The following is a 19008-nucleotide window of genomic DNA, read 5'->3' as shown; positions in this document are numbered from 1 at the left end:
TCTGTCTTGTGAAAAGGATAAGGCAGGCTTTTTTCTACCGTACTGTTTAAATAAGCAGATTAAATTAGATGAATTATTTACTTGTAAAATTGGAAATGTAGTTTCTTAATAGGGTTCCTTTCTTCATACACTTAAAATCCTTTTTAATAATTCATAACTAAATATCCTGAATACTTCATAAGATGGTATATGGATAAAACTTTACAGAGATGTGGGGGCAAAAATGAAGAATAAAAGTTTATTAGTGAAGATTTTTTTCCTCGGAATTTTTGCTTATTTTTTTATTGATTTTATAAAGCATGCAAGAATTATCGTCATTTATCCAATGAGGATGAGCATTATTTTTGTAATAATAATTATTGGAATATTATTTTATTCTTTTTATCGAATTCGGAAAAAAAGTTAAAGAAAAACATCTCATGGAAAAAGTCCATGAGATGAAGAGTAGTATCATTTAATCTTGTTTAATAATTCGTTTATAAATATATCTACCGATAAAGGCAATTCCTATGATAGCAATAACCGTATATGCAACATTTGAGTACATGTCCATATAGTGAACAATATCTTCCCAAGAGTCCCCTACTGCTGCTCCAATTCGAATAAGCACAAAGTTCCATACGAAAGTACCGATTGTTGTTAAAAATAAAAAGATACCAAAATTCATTTTTGCCATACCAGCGGGAAGTGAAATTAAGCTTCGAATTAGCGGAATAAAGCGGCAGAAGAAGACGGTCCAATAGCCGTATTTATCAAACCAGCGATCTGCTTTATATAAATCTTCTCTTTTCAATCGGAGGATTCGCCCCCATTTATCCACTATTTTTTCTAATTTCTTGATTTCTAATAAGGATCCAATGAAATAAAGAATGATTGCTCCTAGAACGGACCCAATCGTAGAAACGAGAACAACCCCTGTTATAGTCATCTCTGTTTTTGCCGTCATCGCCCCCCCGAAAGTTAATATCACTTCCGATGGAATCGGGGGAAAGATATTTTCGAGCATAATTAACAATAGAATACCAATGTATCCGAAATTTTCCATCGTTTCCATAATCCAATTTTCCATTCACTGCACTCCTTAAATGATTATCGCGATTCTTAATTGTAGATTTTCTATTCTTGCCTATCCGTATCTTATCATAGGGACTGTGAATCTTCTATTATAATCCTATTTCCATGCCATTTATAACATTCTTTATTTCTTAAAAATTAACGTTGTTATTTGGTAAACATGCTAAAATAAGTATAAAAAATTAAGGTTTTTATAGAATGGAGATTACATATGCTTGATTTTTGGATAGCAAATCATTTAAGTACAAGTATGATGAGCATATTTGGTTGGGTTATACTTATCGGTGCTGTGTCTTATTTATATAGAAGACAAACGGAAAAAAACTGTTATATGGAAAATGGCAATTGTTGTTTACGTAGGTTTATTTTGTTTTAACTTTCAATTCGCCGTTGGTGATACAGCAGTGAAAATAGCAATTTTACCACTTGGAGTATGGATACTTATATTGGTTTTTAGAAAGAAGAAAGAACGTTGGAAGGTATATCGACCATATGCGTGGCTTGGATTCTTTGGAAATTATATTTTTCTTATTACAACTTTGCTTATTTCTCCTGTAGAGAATTTTATGTATCCACCAGATAAAGTAGAGACTTTTTTAGCTGAATTAGATGATCCTGGTATTCTATTAATTCATCCTTCTGGTAAACAAGCAGATCTTAATAATGTGGTTTTTATAGAAAGTCTATCATCATGGGAGTTAAGGAAAATGGACTCGAGACTTTGGTATGATGAATCATTTCCGGAAATAGAAGAGGAAGAATTAGAAGAGGATGAACAGGTGTCATATCAGACAACGGAACGCTTTCCCTATATTCTTTTGGGAGCAAGTCCAAAGTGGGGAAGTGGCTATGAATCTACTATTTATATCGAATCCGATGGAAAAGGCATGCTTATTTCGACAGAGAAGGGGCAGTACTATTTTCGATCCACTGATTCTATTTTAAAAGGGAGGAAAGAATAGATGAAGTATAAGTGGCTATGGAGTTTACTGGTTGTAGCAATGATTACTATATGTTTATTTATTTTTCTACCATTAAATGAAAATCAAAGCACACCTTCATCTCTCCCAAATGAAAATAACTTAAAGAAAATGATTTTAGATACTGGAGAAGTAAACGTAAATACTATTTTCGAACAGATTGCTCTAAATGAAAAGCATGTTTTCATACCTCATCTTTCTAGTGATAATCAATATGGCTATAGTTTACTAGAATGGGTTGATAATAAATGGGAAGTAACCTATGTAACATCTTCAGGGGAACCTCTCCTATGGAAAATTAATGGAAGTAGTCAGTCTGATTCTTATTTTTTATGGAATCTAGAGACAAAATATAATTTAGATCATTCTTACCTTTTATTTAATGAAAGATCGAAATTTTAGAAGTGGATGGGGTGGTGAATTTTATGAACCAGCAATTCAAATAGAGGAAGTTGTTTCTTTAGGTGATAAGTCATATGGAATATACAAAGTATCGGATGAATGGAAGAAGATATGGAAGGCAACACAAATAAAGGTTGAGAAACAGGAAGAAGATTTATTTTCTTTTAATAATGAAGAAGAAGGGCTGCATTTTGGCGTTAAAGGTTATGATAAGGAAAATAATTATGTAGATCCATATAACTACTACGAAAATAGCAGTTCCTCAAGTTCAGGTGCGAAAACGGAACATGTATCTATTCTGGATGAATGGGATGGGGAACAGTGGTGAATAAAGAGAGGCTGGGACATAAGCCTTTCAACTAATAATAAACACAAACAATTATGAAATGTAGACGCGTTATTTTTAGATCAATTTACTACTATTCATAATTATATTGATATGGATAATAGGATTTTAAGAAAGGGTGCTATCTCTGCTAGAAAAGGAGAAAAAGTGATCATTTCATTAAATATGAGAGATGGCAGCATTATTGCATATGGGAAAGGAAACGATGACTGGAATCAATCCGCCCCACATGGAGCAGGAAGATTGATGTCGAGAACGAAAGCGAGAAAAACAGTTAGCTTACAGGACTTTGAAACATCGATGTAGGGTGTTTGGAGCACTTCAGTAAAGAATAGTACTTTAGATGAAAGTCCATTTGCTTATAAACCGATGGAAGAAATTATTAAGCACACAGCAGATATTATTGATATCGAGGAAATTATTAAGCCGTTGTATAACTTTAAGGCAAATTAACCAGAAATGAAATGGTGCTATGTATAGTGGGATAAAAAGAGAGAGGAGGAACTAATATTTCCACCTCTCTCCAGACATGCATATTTAATTAGAATTTCAAAAACGAGCGAAATAAAAACCGAAAAAAGCCATAGAAGATTTCAATGAAATCCAGTAATAAGTCTAAAAGATTCCAAACAAAGGAGTCTTTATTCTCTTTTGTTTTTTTCAAAAATAAATCCTTTTAATTAACGGATAACACCATGGGGCAAAATGGCATGAACACCTTTTACACCATTAACAATTTGCGTAATATGTAAATCAACAGAAACACTTGCTAAAGCAGTGGCTTCTGTACGTGAGATAGAGTAAAATTGCTCCATTAAAGAAATCATATCAGATAAGGCAATTTCTGTCGCCTTATTCAAATCTTCATCGAATCCAAATGTAATCCAGCCATTTGGCGTTTTCGCTCTTGGATACGTTAAATCGATATCTTCTCTTACAATTAATGTAATGTCTACATGGTCCATTGGACATTCAATTGCTGTGCCTGAAATTTCTCCATCCCCTTGGAGTGCGTGGCCGTCTCCAATCGAGAAAAGTGCATCTTCAACAGAGATTGGTAAATATAAGCTGCTTCCTTTAACGATTTCCTTACAATCAATATTGCCACCACAATATCTTGGTGGAGAAGTAGAATGAACACCTGCTTCTTTTGGGGCAACGCCAAGAACTCCCATAAACGGCTGCAAAGCAACATGGAATGGTCGAGAATGAATGGAGGTCGATCCAAGCATTTTCTCCGTATCTAATTCCCAATCTAATTGTATTCTGTCCGTATGAGAGATTCCAATCGCATTATTTTGCCAATTTGCCATTCCGCCGGACCAATTTCGTCCATACCAACCTGGAACAATATCATTTAATTTTACTTCTAAAACCATTCCAGGCTTAGCTCCTTTAATAGCAATCGGACCAATCATCGGATGCTGTGGTTTTTCTTCTTGTTCTCTTGAGGGATATTTACGATAATCTTCCTCTTTAGAGGCTGAATAGCCCCATTCAATATCCAATGTTTTTAGCGTAATCGAGTCACCTGATTCCACTGTTAATATCGGTTTATAGCTGTTGCTAAAGGAACCATGCAAGTTTTCTTGCTTTAATGATAATTGATGTTGCATTTTTCTCCTCCTAAAAAGATTGTTTTTCTTTTTATTCGCTAAAAATGTGCACAATCCTTTTATCTATGAAAAAATATTTATCTTCTTTTGGTTAAACTATAAACTTTTGTTGCAATTATATTTGGTGTTATTCGTTCTTTTAAAGTAGGAAAGACTGAACCAACATATTCCTCAGGGTTTCGAATATAGGCCTTTTCATACATATAAATCGTAAATGAACAGGATACACGGACATAAATGTCTCTATCCATGTCATATGGTTCTGAAATCGTAATGACTTCAAAGGAATCATCAAATTTATTTGTTTTTGCGTTTATTTTCTTTGTTACATTCTCTTTATATTTCGTTGTTCTCATTGGCTTGTAATGAAAATCAACGACGCCAATTGCTTGAATCATTTCTTCCTCCCAGTTAAATCATTCGAACAAATATTATACCATTTATTTTTAAGAAATTTAGAGAAAATATTATTTAAAAATTCTAAATTCATGGTAGGATGAAAAAGACTTGAGTTGTTAGTTGGGTTTTCTCCTTTCAACTTTTATATACGAATTACTATTTTAGGAGGCAGTATGAAAGAGCGTATTGTTGGAATATTGATTTTTAATGAAGTGGAAGTATTGGATGTTGCTGGTCCATTTGAAGTTTTCTCTTTAGCTGGAGGGGAGAATGAATTATTCTATGTCCATACTATTTCAGAAAAAGGGGGTACTATTTTAGCAAGAAATGGGCTGAAAATAGAAGCGGATTTTTCTTTTGAAAACCATCCTGATTTTGATATTCTCCTTGTTCCTGGTGGTTATGGAGCAGAAGAAATCGAAATGTATAACCCTGTTGTCATAAATTGGATTAAAGAGCAAGCAAGACAAGTGGAATATATGACTTCTGTCTGTACAGGAGCATTTTTGTTAGCGAAAGCAGGTTTGTTGGATGATTTAAGGGCAACTACGCACTGGATGGATATTGACCGGTTGGAAAGGGAATTCCCAAAGGTCCAGCTTGTAAGAAATGTTAAATTTGTAGATGAAGGAAAGATACTAACTTCTGGTGGGATTTCAGCGGGAATCAATATGTCCTTTCATTTAGTGGAGAAATTATGTGGCAAGGAAGTGGGAAGGGAAACAGCCAAGTGGATGGAGTATGATAGATAAATAGAAATTGGAGGAGAATAATGAGATGAAAAAAATTTCTGTTTTGCATTATGATGCTTTTACTGAAATGCCAGATATGGGAAATCCCGCTGGAATCGTATTAGAGGGGGAGAAATATACAGAGGAAGAAATGCAAAAAATAGCCAAAGAGGTGGGCTTTAATGAAACTGCCTTTGTGTTACCATCTCATTGTGCGGATCTACAAATTCGTTATTTTACCCCAGGACATGAAGTGAATTTGTGTGGACATGCTACTATCGCTACTGTTATTGCATTAAAAACAAATGGGCATCTTTCTGAAAAAGAGATCTTTTCAATTGAAACCAAAGTAGGTGTACTTCCTATTCGAATCAATCAAAATAAACAGTCTTCTCCTTCCATTATTATGAAGCAAGTAACACCACAATTTAAAGAATTTAAAGGCGCCCACCGAGAATTAGCTGAAGCGCTTGGTATGAAAGAATCCGATTTAGATGCAAAAAATCCAATCCTTTATGGCAATACAGGGCTTTGGACATTACTTGTTCCTATTAAGGAACTGCATGCATTTTCGAAAATGAATGTAAATAATGAAATGTTTCCATCTATTTTAAAGGAAATTCCCCATGCATCCATTCATCCATTTTGCCTTGAAACATATGATGTAAATGCAACGATGCATGGACGGCATTTTTCTTCCCCTTACTCAGGTACGATAGAAGATCCTGTTACTGGAACAGCTTCAGGAGTGATGGGAGCATATTATGTTACTTATGTGAATGATAAATGGAACAATGAGCCTATTATCATTGAACAAGGTCAGGAGATAGGTCGTGATGGGAGAGTAACTGTTCTCGTTTCTGAAAGGAAAGGTCAATTAGATATACAAATATGTGGTACAGCTGTATTTGTAAAGGAATTAAAAGTAATGATCGAATGATTGGAGAAAATAGAAAAGGAGGGAAATTACATGGAAAGATTAGAGCCAATGGAAGCAGCTCGACTTTTTATAGATACCTATTTTACTAGTTGTAATGCGGCTATTTTGGCAGGAAGTGTGGTAAGAGGACAAGCGACAGCTACTTCCGATCTTGATATTGTCATTTTTGATGAAAAGATCGTTTCTTCTTATAGAGAGTCCATAATGGAATTTGGTTGGCCAATGGAGATATTTGTACATAATTTAGCTACATATAAAGATTTTTTCTTAATGGATTATAATTTAGCCAAGCCCTCTATGCAGCGAATGGTTACAGAAGGAATGGTTTTAAAAGATGACGGAGTTTTGCAAGCTATCAAACAAGAAGCAGAAAAAATGCTAAAAGAGGGTCCGAAAGAATGGCCGGAGGAAACAATCCGTACAAAGCGTTACTTTATAACGGACATCCTTAATGATTTTATCGGATCTGACAATAAACAAGAAGGAATTTTTATCGCTAGCACGCTAAGCTTTCTTCTCCATGAATTTGTATTAAGAGTAAATAAACAGTGGATTGGCACATCGAAATGGATGGTTCGGTCTTTACGGCAATATGACCCAAAATTTGCGGATGAATTTATTGAAGCGTTTGAAATCTTTTATCGGACTGGGGAAAAGGAAAAAATTATTGTAATTACGGAAAAAGTATTAAAGCCATATGGTGGAAAGTTATTTGCTGGATTTTCGCTTGGTAAGGAAAAGAATAAAAGAAATTGACGGATGTCCAAAATGTGTGGGGCATCCGTTAGATTGATGATTTCGCTTATTGTTTATTTTTGGCCATATTTGCAAACGAAAGGGAAGCTAATAATGGAGCAGAAGCAATTAATAAACCAAATAGAACTTCCATGTTTCCTCCTTAGAGAAAAAGATTCAATATTCACTATCTTGATTTTATTATATCGAAAAGTAGATTGATTTGCAAAGAAACGAATGACTTATCATCAATTTATCCTTCGTTATTCTTTCTTATCATAAGTGATTCGAATGATAATATGTTTCTTTAGGCGTCCATATTGTACGATAAATATAGAATGATTTTTGAGGAGGAATAGATTAGATGACTATTATTGGCGTGCATCATGCTCAAATAACGATTCCAAAAGGCTTGGAACAACAAGCGAAGGATTTTTACTGTGGAGTATTAGGTTTAAACGAAATGAAGAAGCCGGTTTTTTTGCAAGGGCGAGGTGGATTTTGGCTGTCACTTGGAAACATGGATGTACATGTTGGCACAGAGGATGGCTTTGATCGTTTTTCAACGAAAGCTCATCTAGCTTATCAAGTAGATAGTATGAGTGATTGGAAAAATAAACTTAGCAACCTTGGAGTAGAAATAGCAGATTCCATTCCGATTGAAGGCTATGAACGATTTGAATTTCGTGATCCATTCGGCAATCGTGTTGAGATTATCGAAAAAAAGCTTCAGGAATAGTCTATATACTTACGAGAGATATACGGTAATGTGCTAAACTAGTATGTAAAATACGTAAAGGAGAAAACGGATGAAAGAAGGATTTATCGAAGTAACAGGTGGAAAAGTATCGTATGTGATACATAATGAGACAGCAGATAAAATCCCGCTACTTGTTTTACATGGAGGACCAGGTTCTAGCTCATACTCTTTACAAGGATTAAAAGATTTGGCAATCGATCGACCAGTCATATTATATGATCAGTTAGGCTGCGGAAAGTCGGATCGGCCAGATGATGATTCCCTGTGGACTTTAGACAGATTTGTAGAAGAAGTCGGGCAAGTTCGGAAAGGATTAGGGTTGAATAAAGTGCATATTCTTGGCCATTCATGGGGTACTACTCTTGCTGCCGCTTATTATTTTAGTGATCCAGAAGGGATTAGCAGTATTATTTTCTCAAGCCCTTGTTTAAGCGCACCATTATGGGAAAAAGATCAAAAGAAAAATTTAACCTTATTGCCACTAGAGGTTCAAGAAACAATCAAAAACTGTGAAGAAAATGGAACGACAGATACACCTGCCTTTCAAAAAGCAATTGAAGTGTTTAATGACCATTTTGTATGTAGATTAAAGCCTTACCCAGAACATTTAAAACAAGGAAAGCATTTTAGAAATCCACATGTTTATCAAATAATGTGGGGACCTTCCGAATTTACTGTACAAGGGAACTTAAAATCATTTGATTGCACGGAGCAGCTATCAGAAATCTCCATACCAACATTGTATACTTGTGGGCGATATGATGAAGCAACACCAGCATCAACGGAATATTTTAGTAACAAAACACCAAATTCATCTTTTCATGTATTTGAAGAAAGTGCCCATATGGCCTATATAGAAGAACCAGAACAATATAGACAGGTCATGAATGAATTCTTATCCCAATTAGACAAGTAATAAAGCGATGAAAGAAAGCCGAAAGGGGGAACTAAAATGTACCCTTTGTAAAGGACAAATTAAAAAAGCCTAGGCTGCGTTAAGAAGATGATCTCTGTATTGAACAGGGGTCATCTTTTTTAAATTCCACTGATATCTATAGTAATTGTAATAAATCATATATTGCTTAATTTCTTTTTTCAATTCTTCTAGTGTTGTACATGCTTTAATAGAGGCTTCATCTTTAAGATGGCCAAAGAAAGATTCTTGGGGGGCGTTATCCCAACAGTTTCCTCGTCTTGACATAGATTGGTGTAATCCTAACTTCTTTACTGCCTTTTGAAAGTCAGGATGTGTATAATGGACTCCTTGATCTGAATGGATTAGTGCATCTTTTACTTTCTTGAATTTTTTATTCTTCTTTAACTTCTTGAGCGTATCTGTAGCTAAATTTAAGGTCATTCGATCTAATACGTGATAGGCCAGGATTTCACCAGTTGAACCATCCTTAATTGCTGATAAATAAGCCCTCATTCCTTTTCCAAAATGAAGATAAGTGATATCAGTTAATAGCACTTTCCCTGGAATTCCTTGCTTGAATTGTCTATTTAAAAGGTTTGGTACAACGCTATGCTCCTGTGTGGCTTTCATCATTCTTTTATAAGGATTTGCTTTTCTAATGGGGCAGATTATACCGTATTTTTTCATAATTCGTCGTATACGTTTCAAATTGTAGACAATATTAAATTGACCCGCCAATGTCATTTTGATTTGACGTGCCCCTTTCTTGCGGTTTTTAAAGTTGAAAGCTTTTAAAATAATCTCCTTTACAACTTCCTCTTTTTTATCCTTTTGCATTCTTCGTCCAAATGATTTCTCAGTGAAATAATTATAATAACCACTTCTTGAGACGCCAGCTAGCTCACAAAGATAGCTCACCATATTTTTTAATTGATATTTTTCAATTACTGAACGAATTAAAAGATACTTTTGAGAGGGAGGAAGGACTATTTCTTCATCCCCCTTTCCGCGAATCGTATCTTTTTTAACAGTTCGTTTTCAGCCTTAAGTAAGTTGATTTGCGCTTCTAAACGAGCATTCTTCTCCTCAAAAGATAGTTCTTTTTCTCGGGGACGCCCTGAGTTACCAGCTCTAGTATCACGTAAACCGCTTATTCCATTCTTAATGTAGGCTGCTTTCCATCTTTTACTAGCTGAATGGATTCGTTGTTTCCCCAAAACATCTACATCAAATCCATATTCTTCAAATATATCTCTGGCAAACTTACCTTTTTCTTTCTCCGCTATAAAGATATGTTTAAACTCATCCGTATAAGTGATCCCTTTAGAACTAACAGATTTAACGTATTTAATAGTAGACAGCTGTTTGATCTCTTTTTCTGTAAATGTCTTTTTACTCATAAAATATTTCTCCAGTCCCTGTTGTAATTTCTCTAGTCGTGTTTCTTTATTATACAAAAAAGTACCCTATAGGTAGACTTTTTTTATGCGTCTACTCTATAGGGTACATTTTAAACAGACCTTTTGGCTTTTGCTGTGCAATAAGAAAAAATTCGGTAAATATCTACTTTATCTTTCTGTTTTCAGGAGATTATTGGTATACTACAGAATAGAGGTTCTACATCCTAAAAAGATGTAAAAACGATTTTAAAAGTAAAATGAGGGACATTGCGTGGAAAAAAAATCATCAAGAAAACTTGCAAGGTATTCACTTCTTATCATGGGATTAGGATTTATTCTGACATTCCCTTTTCAAGATAATATTTGGATACATTTAGTTCATGGCGGCTTTGAAGCTGGACTTGTCGGGGGACTAGCAGACTGGTTTGCCGTAACAGCACTCTTTAGACATCCTTTAGGTTTACCAATACCACATACCGCTTTATTACCTAAAAATAGGGATAGAATGGTAAATGGATTAGTGAATGTTTTGAAAAAGGATTGGTTATCAAAGGAAAGCATTCAGGATAAAGTGAAGAACATTCCTTTTACCGAAAAGATTACAGCAACCATTAAAACAAGAATAGAAACAGAACCAGTAAAGAAAGCAATGATAAAAGCTACACAGCAAGCAATTAGCAATATTGACGTAGAAAAAATCACTCCATTTGTGCGTAAGCAAATGTCGGCGGCTTTATCTGATGTGCAAATTAGTAATATTTTAAATCTGCTCACAAATCAATTAATTTCAGAAGAAGTAGATAAGAAAGCATTAGATCATGTTCTTGTAAAAACAGAAACGTGGCTCAGAAAAGAAGAGACAGCTCGCAAACTTGGCTCTGTTTCCATGAATGTGTTAAATAATGTAGAGGCAAATGGCATGCTTCAATTTGCTTTAAAAACATTGCAGAATATTTTAACGGAAGATAAGTTAGGGCAAATTGTCCAAAATCTTTGCTTGAGTGGAATGCGAAGTCTTCAAAGAGATGGGGAGCAAAACCGCGAAGCACTTATTCTCTATATTCGCAAGGAAATTGAAAGCCTTCCAGAAAATGATAAAGTATTAGAAGGAATCAATACATGGAAGGATAAGGTGCTAGACTCCCTAGAATCCAATCAAACGATTTTAGCTAGCCTTCAACAAGCACAAGAAAAAGCAATCGAGCTTCTTGAAAATGAGGAGTTCATGGCAACAAAAGCAATTCCATTTATTCTTCAACTAATGGAAAAAATCGAAGAAAATGGCGAAAAGATCGATCCATGGATTATTCAGCAAATTTCTAATTTTATCGAGAAAAACCATGATCAAATTGGCAATTTAGTAAAAGAAAATCTTGATAAGCTAGATAATGAAACATTAGTTGATATGATTGAGAATAATGTCGGCAAAGATCTGCAATGGATTCGTGTAAACGGTGCAGTATGTGGTTTTATTATCGGTCTGTTCTTAAGTGCGCTTCAGTTATTGGCTAATATTATGTAAGGCATAAAGACGAACAATCTCTAATTTAGTAGTGAAACCAATTCGTTCCGTTGCGCTACAGACACTCTATTCGCCGGGGAGCAACCTAAGCCTCCTCGGCTAAAGCCTGTGGGGTCTAAAGATTGCTCGACTTCCCGCAGGAGTTGAGTGTCCTCCGCTCCATTTCACTCCGTTTTTAAAGGTTATTTAGTTCTATCATTTTTTTAAAAGAAACTATAATTATTAGGAAAAATAGAGCAGACTGAATACACGTAGACTCCTATGGGAGCTGCGAGAAAGTCCGAGACCCTGCAGGCGTGCCGAAGCGGCTCGGCGCTCGCCCCATGGAAAGCGGAGTGTATTCAGTCTGCGGGTGATTACCACTAACCTTCTTTCTAAAATGAATAAAAAACCCGAACAATTATACGGAATTTCAAATAGCATCTCCGTGTAATTGTTCGGGTTTAATTTGGTTGGAATACTTACGTCCCAGCCTCTGTTATAGATTATTAGTATAGTTTCCTTTACTCCTATAATGGTGTGAATTATTCATAGTCCAGTTATCACTTCACTAAAAGTAAAAATGAAGAAATATTACCAGATTAAGGGGGGGAAGCTTATAATAAATATTATCTTAATTTTTTAAAATATTAGCGAATGATGGAATGGAGTGAAGGATCATTGGTGAACATCAAAATAGAAACTCCCATTCATAGTAATGGGATTGCTGTTGTTTTGCTGAAAAAAATAAATGGAATATACAACGTTTTGTTAATGAAACGAGCAACCCAGATCTTGAAAGATATATGGTGTTATATAGGGGGAAGCTTAGAACAAGGGGAACAAGCTTGGGAAGCAGCTTTGAGAGAAGTAAAAGAAGAAACAGGAATTACAAACGTAACACTCTATAGCTCGAATACATTTGATCAAATATATTCACCGGTAGAAAACTACATATATATTGCCCCAGTTTTTGTTGGTTTTGTAGAGGAAAACGAAGATGTAGTATTAAATGATGAGCATAGTGAGTATAAATGGCTGTCTTTTGAAGAAGCAAGGGAATTAGTCACATTGCCGGGAAACGACGAAGTTCTTACCTTTATAGAAAAGCATTTTGTTGATTTGGATTTTTTACTCCATACAACAAAGCCGGATATTTACCGAATGAAATTTTTGAGAAATGAATTAGTGGAAGTGAAAAGATTGTGGGAGTGAGTTAAAAAATTGTAAAGGAGAGGATTTCCTTATGAATGAGCAAAGTGCGACTAATAAAGTGGCTTGGGAATACCGTGCTTATGAATTTTGGGTGAAGCGTGATGGCCACCCAAAGGAAAAGGCGAAAAAAATAATGAAAAATCCTCGAACAAGTTTAAAAAAGCATCAAGCTTTTTTGGAGATGGTAAAAGGGAAAAAGATTGCCAATCTATGTGGATCGAATGGAAGAAAAGCAGTTCCATTAGCACTGTTAGGAGCTGATGTTACAATCTTTGATATATCCAAGGAAAATGAACGATATGCTAAGGCATTAGCTTATTATGCTAATACATCCATAAATTATATTGTAGGAGATGTTTGTGAAATTGATTTACAAACCTATGGAGAGGCATTTGATATTCTCTATTTAGAAGGTGGTGTTTTGCATTATTTTCATGATATTGATCATTTCATGTCGCTTTTATCTTCCCTTTTAAAAAAGGATGGAACGATGATTTTAAGTGATTACCATCCTTTGCTAAAATGTTTGAATGAAGATTTCACTGTGAAGCTAGCCTATTTTGATACAGAATTACAAACAGGAGATATCGCCTATAAACAGTTTTTTCCTGAAGAAGAACAGGATGATTTTCCCGATGTTTCTATCCGCTTATATACACTTAGCGAAATTATTAATTCATTGATAACTGCTGGGTTTAAACTAGAGCGTTTTGACGAACATCGTGGATGGAAAAAGGAAAATATCCCATGGGAATTTACGATTATTGCAAGGAAATGATAGAAAAATGGAGATTAGTAAATGAATCTATATGAAAGCGGTCTTTTAAAAGTTCGTAAATTGGAAAAAAAGGATATTATTCTATTAGCTAAATGGCTTTCTAACCCATCTGTCCTTGAATAGTATGAGGGAAGAGATAATTCGTTCGACTTAGATAAAGTGAATAGGGTGTTCTATCCGTCTAATGATAAGGAAGAAGTAAGATGCATTGTAGAATATACTAATAGAGCAATAGGGTATAACATTAGATAGTGAGACGAAAAAATTATATGGATATAGTACGGAATTAATATACGGAACAGACCAATTTAATGGAGAGGTTGCGTATTGGAATAAAGGGATTGGGAAAAAGCTTGTAACTTCGATGATTCATTACTAAATTGAGGATGAAAAAGCAGATCGAGTAGTTATGGATCCACAAACAAGGAATATAAGAGCAATTAAAAGCTATGAAAAATGTGGATTGAAAAAAGTTAACATTCTTCCCAAACGAGAATCACATGAAGGGGTGTATCAAGATTGTTGGCTGATGGAGTATATAAATGAATCTGAATAAAACTAAATAATTTTCTAATAAGCAAAGAAATTTCAAATAGCTTATTAGATTAAGAGGAGAGACAGGATGAATCGTAAAATGATGAAATCAAAAAATTATAAAGCGATTTATGGCGTTTGTGGTGGGATTGGCGACTATTTTGGGATTTCCCCTTTAGGTATTCGATTAATTTTTCTTTTAACTATGCCAATTTCTATTCTTATTTATATTATTTTAGTAAATAGTATGTCTGATTCGCCGAGAAGCTTGTAAATAATATCATGGAGTTTTTGAAAATGATTAATGCGTTAAAGTCAGAAAGATTGCAAAAATTGTATAACTGGTTGATTAAATATATTCCTTAGCTGAAGTCATTAACCGATTTCAGTTTTTTTTATTGAAAAGGAAAGGACAAATTTAGTGGCGCATAAATTATGTGTAGGAACTAGTTTCTTAACTATGAATAGAAAGAGGAGCTTGCGCATGGTGAGACTAAATACCTTATATCAGCATAAAGTGAAAGGCTGGCAATCAAAACAAATTATTTATCAAATCCCGCCATCCATTGGAGAAACAATTATAATAGAAAAAGCTTACTACAAAATTGTAAATATTATGCACTATGCAGAAGATGGATCTGTGGAGGTAATAGCAAATGCAGAGTAATGTAAGAAGATTTTGAGAAATGCCAAGACAACTATTATTTGGTTAATTGTGTATACAATTTATATTATTTCGATTTTCGGAGTTAAAGATGTCTAATTATCTTCATTTAAGCTATAATAGTAAATAGACACAATTCGAAAAGGAGAATGTATGAAAACTAAGGCTAAGATTAAAGGTGTTAAGTATAGTTCAGAATACAAATTTCCAAGGTACAAGGTTAAATTAGAAACACCTGAGGGGAAAGTATTAATTATTGCCTTCGATCATACGTTATCGTCCAAATCAAAAGGATATGTCCCATTAAATGTTAATTACGATGGGGAAGACATGGGGAATAAATTGTCATGGTATTCTAAGAAGATAGAAAATATGACAATTAATAACTTTTTAAGAATTATAGCTGGTAAAATCGACCAATTTTATAAGGTAAGTTAAGATGACTCTCAAATTGAGAGTTTTTTTTGTACATAAGTATTTGATTTTATTTTAGTTACACTTAGAAAGCGTTTACATAATTTTGGTCGCTTCATATTATATATTAGATAATCGAATAGGATAGGAGAATGTATATGATATTCGAAGCGCTTCCAACATTAGTGAAGATTTTATTTTACCTATTTTTTGTTTTAACGATTAGTCATTCATAACAAGACCAATTTTCTATCTCAAACAAGATATGTTTATAGATATCAAAATGTAGGTTCTAAATAATTGGCTGAATTCATTTAGGAATTCAGTTTTTTTATTTTTCAAATTATTTCAAATGAAGATAGATTTAGGGTGCTATAATTATGGAGGAAAATAATAACGATAAAAAGTGAATCTTATAGTAAATCCATATCGTCTAACTAGCGAATCTGAAAAGGGGGGGGGAAGTAGTGATATCTAAAAGACTAGAACATTCCTTATTAAGAGAGCTAGAGGAGAATGAATTAGATGAACTGTTAGAAGAAATTATGATTTTGTATGGAGATGAACTGACAAGATTAGCCTATACATATGTTAAAGATAGTGAAACGGCAAAAGACATTGTGCAAACTGTTTTTATTAAGTGTTATACCCATTTAAAGACGTTTAAAGGAGAAGCTAAATTAAAAACATGGCTTTACCGTATTACAATCAATAAATGTAAGGATCATGTAAAAAGTGCCTATTCTAGGCGGTTTATCTTATTTAAGAAAGATATCAATCATAAGAGTGATACTATGCCGTCACCAGAAGAGGAAGTAATGTATCAAACGATGCAGGCGGAACTGAAAAATATAATTTTAAGTCTTCCACCAAAATATGCAGAAATAATCCTCTTATATTACTATGAGGAGCTAGATATTAATGAAATTGCAGATATTCTACAAATCTCAAAGAATACTGCTAAAACGAGATTGAGGAGAGGCAGAAAAAATCTATTACCAGTTCTAAATAAGGAGGAGTTCAGATGAAGAATGATTCCAAATTCATTAAAGAGACACTAGGAAATGTTATGAAGGATGTTCACTTTTCTGAAAGGGACAGACAAAAAGTTTTGTTAGAAGTGAAAAATCTGAAGGAAGAGAAATCTAGTCGTCCTAACATAATCGTTTTATATAAAAAGCATATCGTAGCTGCTATTATTTTTTGTTTATTTATTTCCATGCTGCTAACTTTTGCAAAATTATCACCAACTCTTGCAAACACACTCTCATCTATCCCTTTTATTGAATCTATTTTCAAAGCATACGGTGATGGAGGATTAAAGAAAGGGAAGGACAGCCAATTAGTATCAACTATTATTGCTACTTCAAAAAGTAATGAGGTAGAAATGACGATAGAAGAAGCAATATATGATGGGGAACGAATCTCCTTTAGTTATATAGTGGAATCAAAGGAACCAATTAGAGATTATCAGATTGATAATTTTAATGTTTCTTTTAAGGAAGAAGCAAGAGCACCTATGGGAAAGTTAACAGAGGCTGGCAATTATGAAATGGTGTCTGCCAATAAAGTAGCAGGGATTGGAACAGTAAATTTCTTTAAACATAAGGATTTACCAAAGGAAATTGAAGTTCATCCCTATTATGCAGTAGTAATAAATGGAAAGTATGAAATCTTTCAATTTGAATTTAAACTTATCAAAACGGAAAAGGTAGAAACGATTGCTCCGATGATTACTAGACAAAGCAAGGAGAGCGAATTTACAGTAAAGGAACTAAAAAGAACGCCAATCACTACAGTAGTAAATATGAGCTTTAAACGTCCGCTGACGGAAAACGACGATAAAATTTTAATGTTCCAATTAATCACAAATGAGGGAGAAGTAGTACCTTCACTTGACGGTTTTATAGGAAGCACAAAAAAGGATAATATGGAAGTGATGGATTCTATTCAGGAATCATTTGAAGGGTTAGATGAAAAAAATACAGATTACGTGACTATTCAACCAATGATCGCCAATATTAATTTGACTTATAATCCAATAGAAAAACCATTTAGAGGGAAGGATACTAAACTAGATTTAGGGGAATTGGGAAAAATCAATATTATTGGAGTTAAATATACGGGCAATGTAATGAAGTTAACCTATGAATTAAATAGCCAATTTCCTGTTCTACATTCGAACTATTTTACATTAAAGGATCATTTGGGCAAAGTATATTATGGGGCTAATACATCCATAACCTTTAAAGAGAAGGATCATTATATTGTCGAAGAAGAATTTATGAATATTCCCCAAAAAGGACTAACGATTGAATATACGAAAGAAGAAGCTCCTGAAATATTGAAAGATTTAGAAATTGAAGTTCCATTAAAATAATCCAATATGTAAATACTTTACGATATGTTATTTAGAAAAGAAAAGAGGCTGGGACATAAGTATTCCAGCCATAGTTAAACCCGAACAACTATACGATATTTCCATATGATTGTTCGGGTTTATATTAGTTTATAATAGACTGTTTCAGTAAAGATGGTGTTATTATCCGCAGCCTAAAATACACTTCGCTTTCCATGGGGCGAGCGCCGAGCCGCTTCGTCGCTCACGCTCCTGCAGGGTCTCGGACTTTCTCGCAGCTCCCATAGGAGTCTACGTGTATTCAGGCTGCTCCGTCTTTCCAATTAATAAATTTTTTCTATTTCCATAATAGTTTATAGAAAAACAATCTTTAAATACGAATTAGTTTTTACACTGACTATATTTAAAATCATAAATAACTAGCATGAAAAAAGTAGCCTTTATTTAAGAGCTAAATTAAGGATTGTTCGTCTTTACAGGTTGGCTATTTAGTTTTGTCCCAGCCTCTTAAAAAATAGGTTGGAAATTTTCATCATAATCCTTCAAACCATTTACCAAATTTACTAATACATGATTCTTCTTTCCTTTCTTGATAACTATGAAAATCATCTTCCGTAAATTCGGCAAGTGTTTTATCAAAATTTTTTGGAATGAATATGTACCAAAGATCAGACCATTTTTTATCATTATCTAATCCTCTTATTTTTTCAGAAATAGTTCCTTGTGATTTACTCTCAAAGAACGTTATTTGTTCTCCATCATAGTAGGCTAAACAAGACCTAAATTCACAAGCACGATTCGCTTCGTCCTTTAATAATTTCAATACCCCATTAATACCGATTGTATCTAGCATATGATTTACATAAGCTCTTGGAAAACCATTTAATTCTTCGATGAAAAAGCCGGAATCTAAAGCGATGCATGGTTGCTTAACGATTTCATATGCTTGCAAGACTTTTTGTCTAGCAATTTCTTTAATATCATCTGTTCGTGGCTCACTTAACTCTTCCTGTATCGGCGTTACTTTAATATTTTTTAATTCCTTCTCTGCCGATGCAATTTTGCCTTTGTTGGTCGTTACAAATACAATTTCCTTCATTTGAAAAGTTTCTCCTTATGCTCAATAATAATCGTCATATTAAATCTTATTTCTATTCTTATTATTTAATATAACAAAATTAGGAGGGAAAAAGAGGAGATTTCAACTAAATGACCAAATAACTTTTGGATCAGATTAAAAAGGA

Annotated in this window: 22 protein-coding genes and 1 pseudogene; 18 read left to right on the top strand and 5 right to left on the bottom strand. The window is 34.0% G+C overall.

What is annotated here, in order from left to right; all coding sequences use genetic code 11:
- Positions 1-223: 223 nt before the first annotated feature.
- On the top strand, positions 224-406 hold the full coding sequence (locus AB3U99_RS13535) for a hypothetical protein (RefSeq protein ID WP_400241696.1): 183 nt from the start codon (positions 224-226) through the stop codon (positions 404-406).
- 48 nt (positions 407-454) lie between these two features.
- Here the strand turns inward: AB3U99_RS13535 and AB3U99_RS13530 are convergent, their stop codons facing one another.
- A complete protein-coding gene (locus tag AB3U99_RS13530; protein WP_400241694.1) occupies positions 455-1069 on the bottom strand; it encodes a DedA family protein in 615 nt (204 codons plus the stop codon).
- Between the two features lie 409 nt (positions 1070-1478).
- On the opposite strand from AB3U99_RS13530, the gene AB3U99_RS13525 reads away from it, so the two are divergent.
- The 4 genes and pseudogenes from AB3U99_RS13525 to AB3U99_RS13510 form a co-directional block, all read left to right on the top strand.
- Complete coding sequence (locus tag AB3U99_RS13525; RefSeq protein WP_400241692.1) at positions 1479-2036, top strand: hypothetical protein; 558 nt, start codon at positions 1479-1481, stop codon at positions 2034-2036.
- Complete coding sequence (locus AB3U99_RS13520) at positions 2037-2456, top strand: hypothetical protein (RefSeq protein WP_400241690.1); 420 nt, start codon at positions 2037-2039, stop codon at positions 2454-2456.
- Positions 2437-2784 carry a hypothetical protein gene (locus tag AB3U99_RS13515; RefSeq protein ID WP_400241688.1) on the top strand — a complete coding sequence of 116 codons (348 nt, stop codon included), beginning with the start codon at positions 2437-2439 and terminating at the stop codon, positions 2782-2784. The genes AB3U99_RS13520 and AB3U99_RS13515 overlap by 20 nt, the downstream gene beginning before the upstream one ends.
- Before the next feature lie 60 nt (positions 2785-2844).
- Positions 2845-3255: pseudogene (locus AB3U99_RS13510) on the top strand (RtcB family protein); the annotation flags it as partial.
- A 227-nt stretch (positions 3256-3482) separates the two neighbouring features.
- On the opposite strand, the gene AB3U99_RS13505 reads toward AB3U99_RS13510, so the two are convergent.
- Positions 3483-4418, bottom strand: coding sequence for an acetamidase/formamidase family protein (locus AB3U99_RS13505; RefSeq protein WP_400241686.1), 936 nt, complete (start codon positions 4416-4418; stop codon positions 3483-3485).
- A gap of 77 nt (positions 4419-4495) precedes the next feature.
- Entirely contained in the window at positions 4496-4816 is a 321-nt protein-coding gene (locus AB3U99_RS13500; RefSeq protein WP_400241684.1) for a hypothetical protein, read from the bottom strand.
- A gap of 174 nt (positions 4817-4990) precedes the next feature.
- Between AB3U99_RS13500 and AB3U99_RS13495 the strand changes: the two genes are divergently transcribed.
- The 5 genes from AB3U99_RS13495 to AB3U99_RS13475 all read left to right on the top strand — a co-directional run bounded on the left by AB3U99_RS13495 (position 4991) and on the right by AB3U99_RS13475 (position 8899).
- Complete coding sequence (locus AB3U99_RS13495) at positions 4991-5569, top strand: DJ-1/PfpI family protein (RefSeq protein WP_400241682.1); 579 nt, start codon at positions 4991-4993, stop codon at positions 5567-5569.
- Positions 5570-5594: 25 nt separating this feature from the next.
- Positions 5595-6488, top strand: a complete 894-nt coding sequence (locus AB3U99_RS13490; RefSeq protein ID WP_400241680.1) for a PhzF family phenazine biosynthesis isomerase — start codon at positions 5595-5597, stop codon at positions 6486-6488.
- 30 nt (positions 6489-6518) lie between these two features.
- Positions 6519-7244, top strand: a complete 726-nt coding sequence (locus AB3U99_RS13485; protein WP_400241678.1) for a nucleotidyltransferase domain-containing protein — start codon at positions 6519-6521, stop codon at positions 7242-7244.
- A gap of 343 nt (positions 7245-7587) precedes the next feature.
- Complete coding sequence (locus AB3U99_RS13480) at positions 7588-7962, top strand: VOC family protein (protein ID WP_400241676.1); 375 nt, start codon at positions 7588-7590, stop codon at positions 7960-7962.
- 70 nt (positions 7963-8032) lie between these two features.
- Positions 8033-8899: a proline iminopeptidase-family hydrolase gene (locus tag AB3U99_RS13475; RefSeq protein ID WP_400241674.1), complete on the top strand. Its 867-nt coding sequence runs from the start codon at positions 8033-8035 to the stop codon at positions 8897-8899.
- Between the two features lie 69 nt (positions 8900-8968).
- Here AB3U99_RS13475 and AB3U99_RS13470 read toward each other — a convergent pair.
- Positions 8969-10299, bottom strand: a protein-coding gene (locus tag AB3U99_RS13470) for an IS3 family transposase (protein WP_400241672.1) whose coding sequence is annotated in 2 segments (ribosomal slippage) — positions 8969-9918 and positions 9918-10299 — 1332 coding nt in all. Because the reading frame shifts where the segments join, the coding sequence is not laid out codon by codon here.
- A 271-nt stretch (positions 10300-10570) separates the two neighbouring features.
- Between AB3U99_RS13470 and AB3U99_RS13465 the strand changes: the two genes are divergently transcribed.
- From AB3U99_RS13465 to AB3U99_RS13430, 8 genes are all read left to right on the top strand, one after another.
- Entirely contained in the window at positions 10571-11821 is a 1251-nt protein-coding gene (locus AB3U99_RS13465) for a DUF445 domain-containing protein (RefSeq protein WP_400241670.1), read from the top strand.
- Between the two features lie 663 nt (positions 11822-12484).
- The gene (locus AB3U99_RS13460) at positions 12485-13015 is read left to right on the top strand and encodes an NUDIX pyrophosphatase (RefSeq protein ID WP_400241668.1); all 531 of its coding nucleotides are present in this window, start codon (positions 12485-12487) and stop codon (positions 13013-13015) included.
- 31 nt (positions 13016-13046) lie between these two features.
- Positions 13047-13793, top strand: a complete 747-nt coding sequence (locus AB3U99_RS13455; RefSeq protein ID WP_400241666.1) for a class I SAM-dependent methyltransferase — start codon at positions 13047-13049, stop codon at positions 13791-13793.
- A gap of 622 nt (positions 13794-14415) precedes the next feature.
- Complete coding sequence (locus tag AB3U99_RS13450; protein ID WP_400241664.1) at positions 14416-14601, top strand: PspC domain-containing protein; 186 nt, start codon at positions 14416-14418, stop codon at positions 14599-14601.
- A 210-nt stretch (positions 14602-14811) separates the two neighbouring features.
- Positions 14812-14994: a hypothetical protein gene (locus AB3U99_RS13445; protein ID WP_400241662.1), complete on the top strand. Its 183-nt coding sequence runs from the start codon at positions 14812-14814 to the stop codon at positions 14992-14994.
- A 150-nt stretch (positions 14995-15144) separates the two neighbouring features.
- On the top strand, positions 15145-15429 hold the full coding sequence (locus tag AB3U99_RS13440; protein WP_400241661.1) for a hypothetical protein: 285 nt from the start codon (positions 15145-15147) through the stop codon (positions 15427-15429).
- Positions 15430-15872: 443 nt separating this feature from the next.
- Positions 15873-16433 (top strand): sigma-70 family RNA polymerase sigma factor, encoded by a 561-nt coding sequence (locus AB3U99_RS13435; RefSeq protein WP_400241660.1) that lies wholly within the window; start codon positions 15873-15875, stop codon positions 16431-16433.
- Complete coding sequence (locus AB3U99_RS13430) at positions 16430-17785, top strand: DUF4179 domain-containing protein (protein ID WP_400241659.1); 1356 nt, start codon at positions 16430-16432, stop codon at positions 17783-17785. Before AB3U99_RS13435 ends, AB3U99_RS13430 begins: the two co-directional genes overlap by 4 nt.
- A gap of 511 nt (positions 17786-18296) precedes the next feature.
- Here AB3U99_RS13430 and AB3U99_RS13425 read toward each other — a convergent pair.
- Positions 18297-18863, bottom strand: coding sequence for a non-canonical purine NTP pyrophosphatase (locus AB3U99_RS13425; protein ID WP_400241658.1), 567 nt, complete (start codon positions 18861-18863; stop codon positions 18297-18299).
- Between the last annotated feature and the right edge of the window lie 145 nt (positions 18864-19008).

Source organism: Niallia tiangongensis, assembly GCF_044704065.1.
Taxonomy (GTDB): Bacteria; Bacillota; Bacilli; order Bacillales; family Cytobacillaceae; genus Niallia; species Niallia tiangongensis.
Note: the sequence above shows the minus strand (reverse complement) of the source record. Positions and strands in the feature narration are given on the sequence as shown.

What these genes read in the sequence shown, in the direction of transcription:
- AB3U99_RS13440 (WP_400241661.1), top strand. Translation starts at nt 15,145, where the DNA reads ATGAAAACTAAGGCTAAGATTAAAGGTGTTAAGTATAGTTCAGAATAC.
- AB3U99_RS13445 (WP_400241662.1), top strand. Translation starts at nt 14,812, where the DNA reads ATGGTGAGACTAAATACCTTATATCAGCATAAAGTGAAAGGCTGGCAA.
- AB3U99_RS13500 (WP_400241684.1), bottom strand. Translation starts at nt 4,816, where the DNA reads ATGATTCAAGCAATTGGCGTCGTTGATTTTCATTACAAGCCAATGAGA.
- AB3U99_RS13530 (WP_400241694.1), bottom strand. Translation starts at nt 1,069, where the DNA reads ATGGAAAATTGGATTATGGAAACGATGGAAAATTTCGGATACATTGGT.
- AB3U99_RS13505 (WP_400241686.1), bottom strand. Translation starts at nt 4,418, where the DNA reads ATGCAACATCAATTATCATTAAAGCAAGAAAACTTGCATGGTTCCTTT.
- AB3U99_RS13475 (WP_400241674.1), top strand. Translation starts at nt 8,033, where the DNA reads ATGAAAGAAGGATTTATCGAAGTAACAGGTGGAAAAGTATCGTATGTG.
- AB3U99_RS13495 (WP_400241682.1), top strand. Translation starts at nt 4,991, where the DNA reads ATGAAAGAGCGTATTGTTGGAATATTGATTTTTAATGAAGTGGAAGTA.
- AB3U99_RS13520 (WP_400241690.1), top strand. Translation starts at nt 2,037, where the DNA reads ATGAAGTATAAGTGGCTATGGAGTTTACTGGTTGTAGCAATGATTACT.
- AB3U99_RS13430 (WP_400241659.1), top strand. Translation starts at nt 16,430, where the DNA reads ATGAAGAATGATTCCAAATTCATTAAAGAGACACTAGGAAATGTTATG.
- AB3U99_RS13485 (WP_400241678.1), top strand. Translation starts at nt 6,519, where the DNA reads ATGGAAAGATTAGAGCCAATGGAAGCAGCTCGACTTTTTATAGATACC.
- AB3U99_RS13535 (WP_400241696.1), top strand. Translation starts at nt 224, where the DNA reads ATGAAGAATAAAAGTTTATTAGTGAAGATTTTTTTCCTCGGAATTTTT.
- AB3U99_RS13425 (WP_400241658.1), bottom strand. Translation starts at nt 18,863, where the DNA reads ATGAAGGAAATTGTATTTGTAACGACCAACAAAGGCAAAATTGCATCG.
- AB3U99_RS13515 (WP_400241688.1), top strand. Translation starts at nt 2,437, where the DNA reads ATGAAAGATCGAAATTTTAGAAGTGGATGGGGTGGTGAATTTTATGAA.
- AB3U99_RS13480 (WP_400241676.1), top strand. Translation starts at nt 7,588, where the DNA reads ATGACTATTATTGGCGTGCATCATGCTCAAATAACGATTCCAAAAGGC.
- AB3U99_RS13450 (WP_400241664.1), top strand. Translation starts at nt 14,416, where the DNA reads ATGAATCGTAAAATGATGAAATCAAAAAATTATAAAGCGATTTATGGC.
- AB3U99_RS13455 (WP_400241666.1), top strand. Translation starts at nt 13,047, where the DNA reads ATGAATGAGCAAAGTGCGACTAATAAAGTGGCTTGGGAATACCGTGCT.
- AB3U99_RS13490 (WP_400241680.1), top strand. Translation starts at nt 5,595, where the DNA reads ATGAAAAAAATTTCTGTTTTGCATTATGATGCTTTTACTGAAATGCCA.